Origin of the sequence: Bradyrhizobium sp. HKCCYLS3077, from assembly GCF_051167555.1 — a bacterium.
In the GTDB taxonomy this organism is placed as follows: Bacteria; Pseudomonadota; Alphaproteobacteria; order Rhizobiales; family Xanthobacteraceae; genus Bradyrhizobium.
In genome coordinates, this window is the sequence record NZ_JBNPTH010000005.1 from 611723 (window position 1) to 626155 (window position 14433).

Consider the following 14433-nt stretch of genomic DNA (forward strand, 5'->3'; position numbering starts at 1 on the left):
GGCGCGCGCCTCATTTTCCGGAACTCCCTCATGCCGATCATCAATCGCGCCGCCGAGCTGGCGCAGGACGCCACGGTCTGGCGCCGTGATTTTCACCAGCATCCCGAGTTGCAGTACGAGGTGCATCGCACGGCGGCGCGCGTCGCCGAGCTGCTGACCTCGTTCGGCGTCGACGAGGTCGTGACCGGCATCGGCCGCACCGGCGTCGTCGGCGTGATCCGCGGGCGGGAGCCGTCGTCGCGCGTGATCGGCCTGCGCGCCGACATGGACGCGCTGCCGCTGCAGGAAACCCGCGACATCCCGCACAAATCCACCATCCCCGGCCGGATGCACGCCTGCGGCCATGACGGCCACACCGCGATGCTGCTCGGCGCCGCGCGCTACCTCGCCGAGACCCGCAACTTCGCGGGCACGGCCGTCGTCATCTTCCAGCCGGCTGAGGAGGGCGGGGCCGGCGGCCGCGCCATGGTCGAGGACGGGCTGATGGAGCGCTTCGGCATCGAGGAGGTCTACGGCCTGCACAACGCGCCGGGAATGCCGCTCGGGCACGTCTCGACGCGCGTGGGCGCCGTGATGGCGGCGGCCGACACCTTCGAGGTGCGCCTGAAGGGACTCGGCGGTCACGCCGCGCGGCCGAACAAATGCGTCGACCCGATCATCGCCGGCGCGCAGATCGTCACGGCCTTGCAGTCGATCGTGGCGCGCAACGTCGATCCGGTCGAGAGCGCGGTGCTGTCGATCACGCGCTTCCACGCGGGCACCTCGGCCGACAACATCATTCCGCAGACGGCGGTGATCGGCGGCACCGTGCGCACGCTCGACGAGGAGGTGCGCCGCCTGATGGACGAGCGCTTCAAGAGCGTCGTGACGGGGCTCGCGAACGGCATGGGCGTGGAGGTCGAGATCGACTACGAATGGGGTTATCCGGTCGTGATCAACCATGCCGAGCAGACCGCTTTTGCCGCCGACGTTGCGCGCAGCGTCGTCGGGCCGGACCAGGTCAAGACCGACATGCCGCCTCGGCTCGGCGGTGAGGATTTCGCCTATATGCTGCAGGCGCGGCCCGGCGCATTCGTCTTCATGGGCATCGGCGATGGCGCCGGCGTGCATCACCCGGAATACGATTTCAACGACGAGGTGATCCCGCATGGGATCAGCTATTGGGCCAAGCTCGTCGAAACGGCGATGCCGGCCGGCTGACCGGCGCGTTCCTCAGATCGCGGCCGCGGCGTCCTCGGTGCGGCGGTCGCTCTTGAAATAGTCGATCATGACCTTGGCGATCGCCATGAGCGGCAGCGCCAGGGTGAGGCCCCAGACGCCGAACACGATGCCGAGCAGGATCTGGAATGCGAACAGCGTGGCCGGCGGAATGTCCAGCGCCTGGCGCTGGATCAGCGGCGTCAGCACGTAGCTCTCCATGGCGTGCACGCCGAGGAAAAGCACGAAGGCGGAGACCGCCGCGACCCATCCGGAGGCGAGGCTCGCCAGCACCACGATGACGCCGGCGATGATCGCGCCGACGGTCGGGATGAACGCGAGCAGCCCGGCCTGGATGCCGAGGATGAACGAGCTCTGCACGCCGATGATCGCGAGTCCGATCCAGGTGACCACGAACACCGCGAACATCGTCGTGATCTGGGCGATCAGCCAGCGCTCCAGCGTGTAGCTGATGCGGTCGATGATCACCGTGGCCTGGTCGCGGTATTTGGCCGGCGCCAGGAACAGCAGGCCGCTGCGGTAGACCGACGGCTGTGCCGCAAAGGCCAGCCCTAGGAACAGCACGATGAAGAAGTTGCCGACGGCGCTGACGGTGCCGAGCAGCAGTTTGAAGGTCTGGCTGACGATGGCGCCGCCGGATGAGGCCAGCGCGCTCGGCGAGGGCAGGCCTCCCGGCAGACCGTGCGACGCCGATTGCGTCGGGGTCGTCGTCCCGCCATCCGGCGCCGCCGTGGCCGTGTTGGTGCCGTTGAACTCGAAGAAGCTGGTGTCGATGCCGTTACGGTCGAGGAAGCCCTTGATGTTGCCGAGCTGCGACTTGATCGTGTCGCTGAGCACCTTGGCCTGGTCCGCGATGGTGGTGCCGCCGAGGAAGACGATGCCGACGAGCAGGGCCGCCAGCGCCACGCAGACGATCGCAAGCCGCAGCGGGTGCGGCCAGGGCAGCACGCGGCCGAGCAGGGTGGTCATGGCATTGAGGGCGACGCCCAGCAGCATGCCGGAAAACAGCAGGAACAGCGCCGCAGCGTAGTACCAGCTGAAGGCCAGCGTCGCGGTGAACAGGATCACCCCGATGCCGCCCACGGCAATGGCCCAGGCCAGGTCGGTTCGGTCCTGGAGGCGCGGGTCGGCGGGGGCGGTCATGCGGCGTCCTCTGTGCTGATCGGCCCCCACACATTGGCGAAAACGGCTGGCGGATCAAGCAAAGGCTTGCGTGACCGTTCATCGGCTGGAAGCCATGCGGGGTTGCCCGGAATTGGCATTGGGGACCCGCGCGGTCATATGTTGATCCGGCTTTGCGACGCGGGCATGATTTGAAGAGGCACGATTTGTGCCTCCAGGCCGGGACCATATCGGGCTGAGACCATCTCGGGCTGAGACAAAGGCCTGGGCGCACAGGGAGAGAAACGAGGGCAATGAAACGTCCCGTGGTCGGCGTGATCGGCAACAGTCATCGCGTCGAGAACAGGTTCAACGTGCAGATGGTGGGCGAGCGCAATCTGAGCGCCGTGGCCGAGGTCGCGGGCGCGCTGCCGCTGATGTTTGCCGGTGTCCCGGAGATCACCGACATCGCGGCGCTGCTCGACGTGGTGGATGGCGTGGTGCTGACCGGCGCCCGCGCCAACGTGCATCCGACCCGCTTCAACACCGAACCTAGCCTCAAGCACGAGCCCTACGACGTCCATCGCGACGAGGTCGCGCTGCAACTGACCGAGGCGTGCGTTGCCCGCGGCATTCCGCTGTTCGGCATCTGCCGCGGCCTGCAGGAGATGAACGTCGCCTTCGGCGGCTCGCTGCATCCGGAGATCCGCGAGATCCCCGGCCGCATGAACCACCGCATGCCCCGGCTCGAGAATGGTGAGATCCATCCAGATCCGACCGTCATCTTCGCCGACCGCCACGAGGTGCGGCTGACGCCTGGCGGCGCCTTCGCCGGCATTCTCGGCTGCGACAGCATCAAGGTGAACTCGCTGCACGGCCAGGGCATCCTCGAGCCCGGCGACCGCGTCGTCATCGAGGGCATCGCCGAGGACGGCACCATCGAGGCCATCCGCATCGCCGATGCCCCGAGCTTTGCGCTCGGTGTGCAGTGGCATGCCGAGTATGATCCGCAGAAGAACCCGATCAACCGCAAGCTGTTCGAGGCGTTCGGGGAGGCGGTGCGGAAGCGGCGTCTCGCGGCCTGAGGTCGGGCATGAACCCGCGTTGGGTTGGGGCAGACCAAGGTTTGATTTGCCCCATGATGTCTCCTGACAAGGTTCCTGGATGCGCCACGTTCTGATCACAGCCGCTTTGCTGAGTGCTTCTCCAGCCCTTGCCCAGACCGCCCCGCCGAGCGAAGGGCCGATCACCTGCACGCAGCCGGTGGCTTCAACCGACACCGCGAAGAGCATTCAGCAGCGTTATGGTGCTGACGCTGTCGTGCAGGACCTGCCCGGTGCCGAAGGCGAGACCTACAAGGGTCTCGTCCTGTTTCCGCGCGCGGCGGACCGGCGCATCGAGATATCTTTCCTCGAGGACAAGAAGGCGACGGTCTCAGGCCTGACGCTGCGCGACACCGCCAAGACCAGCCGCTGGAGCGTGGCCGGCATCAGCATCGGTGCGAGCGTCGCGGCGGTGCAGAGCGCCAATGGCAAGCCGTTCGCGGTGGCGGGCTTCGGCTGGGACTATGGCGGTTACGTCACCGACTTCAAGAACGGCGCGCTCGGGCGCACGCTGCCCGGCGGCTGCTCGATCACGATCCGCTTCGGCACCAGCAAGGACACGCCGCGGGCGCTGTCGGGGGATGGTGTCAAGGTTGCGTCCGACAATCCGGCGCTGCTGAAGCTCGCGCCGGTCGTGACGGAAATCGGCGTGAACTTCGCCGCGAGGTGATCGCCGACGTCGCCGCCAGCGCGAGACCGGCGGGATCGTTGCCATGGCTCATCGATCACTCACGGCCTGCGCTCGGCGGAAAACCGTACAGCCGCTGGGCATTGTCGGTGAGGACGCGGTTGCGGGCGGCGGCATCGGGTACCCAATCGGCCAGCAGGTCGAGCAGGTCGCCCACGTTCATCATGTGGCCGCGATGCGCCACGTGCGGCCAGTCGGAGCCCCAGACGCAGCGGTCGGGCGCCGCCTCGTGCAGGCGGCGGACGAGGGGCACCGTATCGGCATAGGGCGGTCCGTCGACCGTGTTGCGGTAGGCGCCGGACAGCTTCACCCAGGCGCCATCTCGCACCAAGGAGACCAGCGTCTGAAAGCCGGGGTCCGCGAGTCCCCGTGACACCGGGAAGTGGCCCCAGTGATCGATGACGATCGGCACGGAAAGGCCGTCCAGCCGCGGCGCCAACGCCGGCAGATCGGCGGCGTCGATCAGGAATTGGAGATGCCAGCCGAGCTCACGGGCAAGCGCTGCGTAGGCGTGCAACTGATCGAAGCCGATGCCGCCGCCGTACAGCACGTTGAGGCGCAGCCCGACGACGCCGGATTCCTGCAGCGCCGCCAGCTCGCGGTCCGGAAGGCCGAGCGGGATCACCGCGATGCCGCGCAACCGCTTGCTGTTGGCGCGCAGCGTCTCGACCATGAGGCTGTTGTCGGTGCCGTGGACGCTGACCTGGACCAGTACGCCATAGGTCATGCCGGTGGCATCCAGCATCGCCAGATAGGATGCGGCGGTGGCCTCGGGCGGCGTGTAGCTGCGCTCGGCCACGAAGGGGTGCCGCGGCGGCAGCCCGATGACATGGGCGTGGGTATCGACCGCGCCCGGCGGCACCACGAACCGGACGGCTGTGCGCGGACTCGGATCAGGTCCCGCGCAGGCGGGAGCCTTCTCTGGTTCGGACATGGGCTCACGCATCGGCGTGCAGCACCTTGCCGCGCGTCTCCGGCAGCGCATAGGCGGCGACGAAGAACAGCGCATAGGCGAAGAGGGCGAACAGGCAGATGGCGGTGGCGAGCGAGGTCATCTGCGAGAGATAGCCGACCAGGAACGGAAACAGCGCGCCGATGCCGCGGCCGAAATTGTAGCAGAAGCCCTGGCCGGAGCCGCGCAACCGGGTGGGGTAGAGCTCGGTCAGGAAGGCGCCCATGCCGGAGAAATAGCCCGAGGCGAAGAAGCCGAGTGGAAAGCCGAGCACCCACAGCAGCTCGTTCGACAACGGCAACTGGGTGTAGGCGGCGACGACGATCATGGCGCCGAGCGAGAACACCAGGAACAAATTGCGGCGGCCGAAGCGGTCCGCATACCAGGCGCCGACGAGATAGCCGATGAACGAGCCGATGATGAGGGCTGCGAGATAGCCGGTCGAGCTTACGATCGAGAGCTTGCGCTCGGTGGTGAGAAAGCGCGGCACCCAGAAGGTGATGGCGTAGTAGCCGCCCTGGCACCCGGTCGCCACCAGCGAGGCGAGAATGGTGGTCTTCAGGATCGGCCCCTGGAAGATCTCCAGGATCGACGGGCTGTCGCCCGCGGCGGCGACCTTGGCGCGGGCGGCTGCGGCGACCTCCGGCTCCTTGACGTAGGCGCGTAGATACAGCACCAGCAGCGCCGGCAAGGCCCCGATCGCGAACATCCAGCGCCAGGCCTGATCGGCCGGCAGCAGCGAGAACAAGGCGGCTTGCGCCAGCACCGCGGCGCCCCAGCCGACCGCCCAGCCGGACTGGACGCTGCCGACCGCGCGGCCGCGATATTCGGCGCGAATGGTCTCGCCCATCAGCACCGCGCCGGCCGCCCATTCACCGCCGAAGCCGAGCCCGAGGAGGGCGCGGAGCACCAGCAATTGTTCGAAATTCTGCGCGAACGCGCACAACAGAGAGAACAGCGAGAACCAGATGATGGTGAGCTGCAGCGTGCGAACGCGGCCGATGCGGTCCGCGAGATAGCCCGCCGCCCAGCCGCCAAAGGCCGAGGCGAGCAGCGTCACCGTTCCGGCGAGGCCGGCAGTGCCGGCATCGACCTTCCACAGCGCGATGATCGTGCCGATCACCAGCGGGTAGATCATGAAGTCCATGCCGTCGAGCGCCCAGCCGGTGGCGCAGGCCCAGAAGGTGCGTCGCTCGGCCGTGGTCATGCCATTGTAGAAGCCGGTGAGGCTCGTATCCTCGATCGGCACCACCCGGTCTGTAGCTGTCGACATTCTCGCCTCCCATGCGCCGCTCTTGGTGAACGGTTGATCGGCGGCAGAGTTCGCTGAAAGATCCGACGGCGTCTGTCAGAAAATCGCCGGGATCGGCGCTGCCGCGCCTCGCTTTGTCAGGAAATCACCGGCCGGCGCGCTGCAGGCGGCGATACCGCGCGGGACTCTCGCCGGTCACCGTCCGGAAGGCGGCTCCGAAATGCGATTGTGAGGAGAAGCCGAGCGACAAGGCGATGTCCACGATCGGCAGGTCGGAGGTCGCGAGCAGCCGACGCGCGGCGAGCACGCGCTGCTCGACGACGAAGCGATGCGGCGTCGTCCCGGTCGCCTGCTTGAAGCTGCGGATGAAGGAGGATGGGCTCATCCCAGCGACATCTGCCATCGCAGCCAGCGTGACCGGCGCGCCGGGATCGGCGCACACGAATTCGGTGATGCGCGCCCGCATCCGCTCGTCCAAGGGCGGCGTTCGCTCCGGTCCGGACGGGCGCTGCATCGCGTAGCGGTCCGAGACGTGCAGCGCCAGCGTGTAGGCGAACTGCTCGGCGAGCAGCCGGCTTGGCCGTTCGCCGTCACCGCAGCTCTCGACCAGCCGCTTCGCCGCGGCTTCGAGCATCGGATCTTCGGTGTCCCAGGCCTGGTGCATCAGGGTGACGGGCGCTGCAGAGCCGCGAGACGCCGCGACCTCCTTCAGGAGGGCATCGCCGAGATACAGCAACAGCAGCCGGCCCGAGCGAACCTCGGGCACGGCATCGACCACCACGCTGCACCCGGGCTGGCCGATCCGGAAGCGCCCCGCGCTGACCGGCGCATCGCGCCGGACCGTGCCGTCCTCGATCAGGACGTGGCGGCGGACGTCGTACAGCGTGATCGCCACCGTCGGCACCGGCAGTTCGCCGTACTCATAGAGATGCGGCCCGGTGACCTCGCTGACAGCCGCGGCAAAGCCCGCCGTCGACCAGAGGTCGATCAGCGCCGACTGCCGTCGTCCGGTGACGCGCTCGGCATGGCGAAGCGGATTGAGCTGCATGGGGGCAGGTTGCGTCTGACTGAATTGAGTGACGCATTTTTTAGCACCGTTCCGCAGGGCTGGCCACCGCAGGACCAGCGTTCGCTACCGCAGCAATCGGTCTGGCGCTACGATGAGAGGATCGCCGCTGCATTTGGGCCTCATGGTTCGAGACGGCGCGCGGTTCTTTGTTCGTCGTTCCCAGGCGCTGACGGGCGCGCGCCTCCTCACCATGAGGATGAAGCGTTGACGTGGCGCAGCATCGCTGACCATGAACATGACGAGATCCATCCCCTCATCCTGAGGAGCTTGGCGCAGCCAAGCGTCTCGAAGGACGAGGCCCGTGGCCGTTCCCACCAAACAACGCTCACTACCAAACAAAAGGGCGCCCCGTGAGGGGCGCCCTGGTGTCGTCTCCGCCGATCTGATCGGGCTTAGCCCGAGTAGTACATGTCGAACTCGACCGGGTGCGGGGTCATTTCGAAGCGCTCGACTTCGGTCATCTTCAGCGCGATGTAGCTGTCGATGAAGTCGTCGTCGAACACGCCGCCGGCCTTCAGGAAGGCGCGGTCCTTGTCGAGGTTCTCGAGCGCCTCGCGGAGCGAACCGCAGACGGTCGGGATCTGCTTCAGCTCTTCCTTCGGCAGGTCGTAGAGGTCCTTGTCCATCGCCGGGCCCGGATCCAGCTTGTTCTTCACGCCGTCGAGGCCGGCCATCAGCATCGCGGCGAAGCCGAGATACGGATTGGCGAGCGGATCGGGGAAGCGGACCTCGACGCGCTTGGCCTTCGGCGAGGAGGTGTAGGGAATGCGGCAGGAGGCCGAGCGGTTGCGCGCGGAGTAGGCGAGCAGCACCGGCGCCTCATAGCCCGGGACCAGACGCTTGTAGGAGTTGGTCGACGGGTTGGTGAAGGCGTTGATGGCCTTGGCGTGCTTGATGATGCCGGCGATGTAGGACAGGCAGGTCTCCGACAGGTCGGAGTACTTGTTGCCCGCGAACACCGGCTTGCCGTCCTTCCAGATCGACTGGTGGACGTGCATGCCCGAGCCGTTGTCGCCATAGACCGGCTTCGGCATGAAGGTGGCGGTCTTGCCGTAGATGTGCGCGACCTGATGGATGCAGTACTTGTAGATCTGCATCTGGTCGGCCATCAGCGTCAGCGTGTCGAACTTCATGCCGAGCTCGTGCTGGGCGGAAGCGACCTCGTGGTGGTGCTTCTCGACCTTGACGCCCATGCGGGCCATCGCGCCGAGCATCTCCGAGCGCATGTCCTGCACCGAGTCCTGCGGCGGCACCGGGAAGTAGCCGGCCTTGGTGCGGATGCGGTGGCCGAGATTGCCGCCCTCATATTCGGTGTCGGAGTTGGTCGGCAGCTCCGAGGAGTCCAGGCGGAAGCCGGTGTTGTAGGGCGAGGAGCTGTAGCGCACGTCGTCGAACACGAAGAACTCGGCTTCGGGGCCGACGAACACGGTGTCGCCCACGCCCATCGACTTCACCATGGCCTCGGCCTTCTTGGCGATGCCGCGGGGGTCGCGGTTGTAGGGCTCGCCGGTGGTCGGCTCGAGCACGTCGCAGGTGATGATCATGGTGGTTTCGGCGAAGAACGGATCGATCGTCGCGGTCACCGGGTCGGGCATCAGGCACATGTCGGACTCGTTGATCGCCTTCCAGCCGGCGATCGAGGAGCCGTCGAACATGGTGCCTTCGGCGAAAATGTCTTCGTCGATCATGCTGACGTCGAAGGTGACGTGCTGCCACTTGCCCCGCGGATCGGTGAAGCGGAGGTCGACGTATTTGACGTCATTGTCTTTGATTGCCTTCAAGACGTCCTTGGCGGTCTTCATGAATACCCCTCTTGGCTGAAACGTCACGGCCCGGCGCGGGACGGCGTCCGCGGGTCATGCTCCATTAGCCTCGCCGGGGGGCCAAGACAATATCGGAAAACGCCAAAAAGGCCGCATGCAGATGCCTCTTAGAGGACATCTGAGCTGCCGTGGCCGCTGCTGCGCAGCGTCTATTCCTCAACGGGCGCCTGGAGCGAAACCGTCGTTCCAGGCCGCCCGCGCCGGGCTAGATCGCGTCCAGCCCCGATTCTCCGGTCCTGATGCGGATGGCTTCCTCGATGTTGGACACGAAAATCTTGCCGTCGCCGATGCGACCGGTCTGCGCCGCGCGGCGGATCGCCTCGATCGCGCGCTCGACCAGGTCGTCGCCGATCACGATCTCGATCTTCACCTTGGGCAGAAAGTCGACGATGTATTCGGCACCGCGATACAGCTCGGCATGGCCCTTCTGGCGGCCGAAGCCCTTGGCCTCGGTGACGGTAATGCCCTGAAGCCCGACTTCCTGAAGCGCCTCCTTCACCTCGTCCAGCTTGAACGGCTTGATGATGGCTTCGATTTTCTTCACTGAGCGCCTCCCGGGCATTCCGCTATAAAACACAGTTGGGTCATCGTCAGGCTGCGCGCCCCGCGCAGGTCGTTCGATCATTCCTCGACCGGCCCTGACGCTCTCCAGCGGAGGCCAGTGATTGACAGCCCGTCTTGCCCCGTGCCGAAGTGGCTCCACAAAAGCAGGGTCTATGCCAAGTCGTTCACGCGCCTGAATCGCGCTAATATCCCGGACTTTCGTGCGAGCCCGACGATTCCCCTTCAGAAGGCGTAGAATATCGAAGCCTGCGAATTAGGCAAACAGGGCATAAGTTGTGCAGTTGAGGGGCTCCCGGCCATGCGATGGCTGAAATGCCCAGGGAACAGGCGGCGTTGCCCGTTTTGCGTGACCTGTCGACTCCATCGCGCGCTTGGAAGTTGCCGACAGGCGCGGCAATAGAGGAACGGGATTCGACGGCGGCCAAGGCCGAGGGACGGATGCGCCAAGCGGCGTGCGAGGCAGCCTTGGGAGCAGCCTTGGACGCGGACCTGGGACGTGACACAGCCGCGCGATGCCGCGGCTGGGGACATGAGTAGCGATGGACATTCTGACCACGAGTGAAATGGAGCGGGCCGACCGGCTGACGATCGCGGCAGGCACCCCTGGATTTTCGCTGATGCTGAGTGCCGGCCAGGCGGTCGCCGCGGCGGCGATGGACCTGGTCGAGGCCGGTCCGATCGTCGTCGTGTGCGGGCCGGGCAACAATGGCGGCGACGGTTTCGTGGCCGCGGCCGAGCTCGCGGCGCAGGGGCGCGAGGTCTCGGTGATCCTGATGTGCGAGCGCGATGCGCTGCATGGGGACGCGGCCTCCGCGGCCAAGGGCTGGAAATTCCCGGTGCTGCCGTTCACGCCGCAGGCGATCGGCAAGCCGGCGCTGATCATCGATGCGCTGTTCGGCGCCGGGCTGAGCCGGCCGATCACGGGCGAGCCACATGACGTGATCGCGGCGATCAACGCCAATGGCGCGCCGGTGCTCGCGGTCGATCTGCCGAGCGGCATCAACGGCACCACCGGCGCGGTGATGGGCATCGCGGTCCGCGCGACGGAGACCGTGACCTTCTTCCGCAAGAAGCCGGCGCATCTGCTGCTGCCTGGCCGGCAGCATTGCGGACGGGTTCGGCTCGCCGATATCGGCATCGATGCCCAGGTGCTCGACGAGATCAGGCCGCAGGCGTTCGAGAACGATCCGGAGCTGTGGCACGGCCGCTTTCCCGTGCCTCGCATCGACGGCCACAAATATGCGCGCGGCCATGTGCTCGCGGTGTCCGGCGACGTCACCGCGACCGGCGCCTCGCGCATGGCGGCGCGCGCCGCGCTGCGCGCCGGCGCGGGACTGGTCACGCTGGCCTCGCCCCGGGACGCGCTCGCGGTGAATGCCACGGCGTTGACCGCGGTGATGGTGCGGGCCGCCGACACCGCCATCGAATTCGGCGAACTGCTCGGCGACAAGCGCTACAACACCTGCGTCATCGGTCCCGGCACCGGCGTCAGCGAGCGGACGCGCGACCTGGTGTTCACGGCGCTCGCGGCGCAGCGCCATCTGGTGCTGGATGCGGACGCGCTGACGAGCTTTGCCGATGCGCCGTCGCGGCTGTTCGAACAGATCAAGACCGCGCCGGAAGCGCAGATCGTGCTGACGCCGCATGAGGGCGAATTCCCGCGGCTGTTCTCGGACCTCAGCAACAAATATCCGGGACGTTCCAAGCTCGAGCGTGTGCGCGACGCGGCCGCGCGCTGCGGCGCCGTGGTGCTTCTGAAGGGGGCCGATACCACCGTCGCCGCACCGGACGGACGTGCCGCGATCGCCGCCAATGCGCCGCCCTGGCTGGCCACCGCCGGCGCCGGCGACGTGCTCGCCGGCATCATCGCGGGCCTGCTGGCTCAGGGCGTGCCGGCGTTCGAGGCGGCCTGCATCGGCGTGTGGATGCATGGCGAGGCCGGCAGCGAAGCGGGGCCGGGGCTGATCGCGGAGGACCTGACGGAGACGCTGCCGGCGGTGTTTCGAAGGCTCTATGATCGATTCGGGATTGAGTACTGAGGACAGCGAGCCGTCACGCCAGCAACAACTGTCATGCCCGCGCAGGCGGGCATCCAGTACGCCGCGGCCTGTCGATTAGATCAAAGACGTCTCGGCGTACTGGCTCGCCCGGTCAAGCCGGGCGATGACGGTTGTGGGTGTAGTCACGTCCGCGCGTCTCGCGCGCATTCTCGTGCTTGCTCACGTTACCTGATACTTCGCCACCGCGTTCTCGTTCCAGGCGAGGCCTAGGCCCGGACCCTTTGCTGTCACCTTGCCATCGACCACGCGCAACGGCTCGGCGAGGATGGCGCTGGCGAGATCCAGCACCTCGAGGAGGTGCGCGGTCGGTGTCGCCGCCAGCACATGGGCGCTGGCTTCGGGCAGGATGTGGCTCGACATCGGGATCGAGGCGGCGTCGGCTTGTCCTGCGACATTGAGCCAGCCGGTGATGCCGCCGACCTTCATCAGATCGGGCATGATGAAGTCGCTCGCGCCGGCCGCGATTGCTTCGGCGAAGCCGCGCGGAAACCACCAGTTCTCGCCGGCCTGAATCGGGATCTCCGAGCGCTCGCGCACGGCCGCATGGCCGGAGAGATTCTCCTGCGGCACCGGCTCCTCGATCCAGGTCAGGTCGTAATCGGCCAGCCGCGCGATTCTGCGCGTCGCTTCCGCGGGATCGAGCGACTGGTTGAAGTCGAGCATCAGCGCGATGTCCGGGCCGAGCAGGGCGCGCAGTCCCTTGATCATGGCCTCGTCGGTGGCGAGGTCGCCATGGCCGCCCTTGGTCTTGATGGCACGGAAGCCGTGCTCGTCGCGCGCGGTGCGCAGGGTGCGCTCGTCGTCTTTGGCGTCGAGCACGCCGTAGCTGTCATAGGCCGGGATCGGACGCGGCGCGCCGCCGAGCAGGGCGGCGACAGGCTTGTTCGCGATCTGGCCGAGTGCGTCCCAGAACGCCATGTCGAGACCCGAGACGGCCATGCCGATCAGGCCCTGCCAGCCGAGCAGCCGAAACTTGGCGTCCATCGCCTTCATGAGGTCGAACGGCACCAGCGGCTTGCCGGCGAGCTCCCGGCCGATTTCCTCGACGAGGAGCACCAGCGGCTTCAGCGCGAGTCTGGTGTAGGCGAACAGGTAAGAGTGCCCCGTAACCCCCTGATCGGTCGTGACGTCGATCAGCACCAGCGGACCGGTATCGATGACGCCGAAGGCGTTGCGCAGCGGGCGCTTCATCGGGGTCACAACGGCGCGCGCGGTCACGCCGGTGATGGCGGCTGTGGTCATGGGAGTTCTCCCTGGTTCGTTTCCTCAAGCGATCTCATACCACCGCAACAGCCGCGGCGCTGCCCAGTTCGCGGCCATGCTCTCCAGCAGGAACCGTCCGGACTGTTGGGCGAGAAACGCGATGCGCTGGGTCTGGCCGGCTTCGAGCGCCAAGGTGTCGAGCCAATAGGGCTTCCAGCCGTCGTCGAGCCGGTCGAGCAACCGGAATGGCTGGCCGTGCAGATGGACCACATTGGTGCCGCTGGTCTTGTTCGCCAACGCGAGCACGACGACGCGGCCGGCCTTGGCCTGGAAGGCAGGCGCACTCGTCGCGCTGAACTGCACCGCCGGGCGCCAGTCGGGGCCGTCGAGCGCGAGGTCCACGCGCACAGCCTTTCCCAGATCGAGCTTGTCCGGCAGACCGTTCGCGGGGAGCGGCGGCGCCGGCGGTAGCGGCGCACCCCGAAGCGGTGGCTCGCCCGACGGCGCGAGCCGGGCGAGGGGGCGCGCGGCCGTGCCGTCATGGAGCAGGACCTGCAGCGGCGCCTTGGCGGCGGGCATGTCGATGAACACGTCGGTGCGGCCGCCGGGCGGCAGCACGACGGCGCCGTTGCGGGCGAGGAACGGTTCGGCCGGCTGGCTGTCGATCGCCATGACGCGAATCGCGTCGAGGTCAGCGATTTTGATCGCGATCACAGCGCGATGGCAGCCATTGATGATGCGGAGCCTGACCCGCGCATGGGTGCGCAGCGCGATCTCCGGCTGGATCTGGCCGTTGATGGCGTAGACCAGCTCGGCGTCCTTTGCCTCGGTGCCCGGCGCCAGCGCGCTGCCGTCCGGCCTCAGCCGGAAGTCCTCCACCAGGAAAATCTCGTCGCGGTCGACAGTTACGGGCTGGGCCTCATCGACGATGACAGGTAGCGGCCGGATCGGGAGAGCCGCATGATCGGCCAACAGCCGCACGTCGAGCAGGCCGGTGCCGGCCCGTGCCGCGGTCGCGGCGATGCTGGTCCGGCCGCCGGGCCCGACCGCCGGCTGCCCCAACAGCGGGGCGGGCAGAGCGAGGCCGCGGCCGGCAAGGGCCGCTGCGACGGACAGCCCGTTCGAAAAGCCGAGGTCGAGTGCCGCGTCACGGGCAAGCCGGACCAGCGGGGCGGGGGCCGTCAGCCGCCAGAGCTGGCTGGGCGCTCGGCCCGGGCCGAGCGCAAGAGATTCGGCGCGGGCCTCCAGCGCCAGCCCAATCCGGCTCGCGGCCACCGCGGGCCTGCCGAGCGATGCGGTCAGCCCTGCCACGAGGCCTCCAAGCAGCGTCCTGCGGCTGATCCTCTCCACAGGCTGCCTCATGCGGCAAAACATCGTGCGATGAGGGGGATGCGGATCAT

Annotated in this window: 12 protein-coding genes; 4 read left to right on the plus strand and 8 right to left on the minus strand. The window is 67.4% G+C overall.

What is annotated here, in order from left to right:
* Nucleotides 1-30: 30 nt before the first annotated feature.
* Entirely contained in the window at nt 31-1200 is a 1170-nt protein-coding gene (locus tag ACQR0Z_RS23290) for a M20 aminoacylase family protein (protein WP_434920185.1), read from the plus strand.
* A gap of 12 nt (nt 1201-1212) precedes the next feature.
* On the opposite strand, the gene ACQR0Z_RS23295 is transcribed toward ACQR0Z_RS23290, so the two are convergent.
* Nucleotides 1213-2361 carry an AI-2E family transporter gene (locus ACQR0Z_RS23295; RefSeq protein ID WP_434920186.1) on the minus strand — a complete coding sequence of 383 codons (1149 nt, stop codon included), beginning with the start codon at nt 2359-2361 and terminating at the stop codon, nt 1213-1215.
* A gap of 272 nt (nt 2362-2633) precedes the next feature.
* On the opposite strand from ACQR0Z_RS23295, the gene ACQR0Z_RS23300 reads away from it, so the two are divergent.
* Together ACQR0Z_RS23300 and ACQR0Z_RS23305 are read left to right on the plus strand one after the other, a co-directional pair.
* Complete coding sequence (locus ACQR0Z_RS23300; protein ID WP_434859186.1) at nt 2634-3404, plus strand: gamma-glutamyl-gamma-aminobutyrate hydrolase family protein; 771 nt, start codon at nt 2634-2636, stop codon at nt 3402-3404.
* 79 nt (nt 3405-3483) lie between these two features.
* A complete protein-coding gene (locus ACQR0Z_RS23305) occupies nt 3484-4092 on the plus strand; it encodes a hypothetical protein (RefSeq protein WP_434920187.1) in 609 nt (202 codons plus the stop codon).
* A 55-nt stretch (nt 4093-4147) separates the two neighbouring features.
* Here ACQR0Z_RS23305 and ACQR0Z_RS23310 read toward each other — a convergent pair whose 3' ends face one another.
* The 5 genes from ACQR0Z_RS23310 to ACQR0Z_RS23330 form a co-directional block, all read right to left on the minus strand.
* Nucleotides 4148-5044 carry an amidohydrolase family protein gene (locus ACQR0Z_RS23310; RefSeq protein ID WP_434920188.1) on the minus strand — a complete coding sequence of 299 codons (897 nt, stop codon included), beginning with the start codon at nt 5042-5044 and terminating at the stop codon, nt 4148-4150.
* A 4-nt stretch (nt 5045-5048) separates the two neighbouring features.
* Nucleotides 5049-6335, minus strand: a complete 1287-nt coding sequence (locus tag ACQR0Z_RS23315) for an MFS transporter (RefSeq protein ID WP_434920189.1) — start codon at nt 6333-6335, stop codon at nt 5049-5051.
* Between the two features lie 124 nt (nt 6336-6459).
* Nucleotides 6460-7362, minus strand: a complete 903-nt coding sequence (locus ACQR0Z_RS23320; RefSeq protein ID WP_434920190.1) for a helix-turn-helix domain-containing protein — start codon at nt 7360-7362, stop codon at nt 6460-6462.
* 413 nt (nt 7363-7775) lie between these two features.
* The gene (glnA, locus tag ACQR0Z_RS23325) at nt 7776-9185 is read right to left on the minus strand and encodes a type I glutamate--ammonia ligase (RefSeq protein WP_006611030.1); all 1410 of its coding nucleotides are present in this window, start codon (nt 9183-9185) and stop codon (nt 7776-7778) included.
* Nucleotides 9186-9411: 226 nt separating this feature from the next.
* Nucleotides 9412-9750: a P-II family nitrogen regulator gene (locus ACQR0Z_RS23330; protein ID WP_009027873.1), complete on the minus strand. Its 339-nt coding sequence runs from the start codon at nt 9748-9750 to the stop codon at nt 9412-9414.
* Between the two features lie 559 nt (nt 9751-10309).
* Here ACQR0Z_RS23330 and ACQR0Z_RS23335 point away from each other — a divergent pair.
* Nucleotides 10310-11809 (plus strand): NAD(P)H-hydrate dehydratase, encoded by a 1500-nt coding sequence (locus ACQR0Z_RS23335; RefSeq protein ID WP_434920191.1) that lies wholly within the window; start codon nt 10310-10312, stop codon nt 11807-11809.
* 180 nt (nt 11810-11989) lie between these two features.
* Here ACQR0Z_RS23335 and ACQR0Z_RS23340 read toward each other — a convergent pair whose 3' ends face one another.
* Nucleotides 11990-13072 (minus strand): enolase C-terminal domain-like protein, encoded by a 1083-nt coding sequence (locus ACQR0Z_RS23340; protein WP_434920192.1) that lies wholly within the window; start codon nt 13070-13072, stop codon nt 11990-11992.
* Between the two features lie 24 nt (nt 13073-13096).
* Entirely contained in the window at nt 13097-14407 is a 1311-nt protein-coding gene (locus ACQR0Z_RS23345; protein WP_434920221.1) for a multicopper oxidase domain-containing protein, read from the minus strand.
* Nucleotides 14408-14433 lie beyond the last annotated feature (26 nt).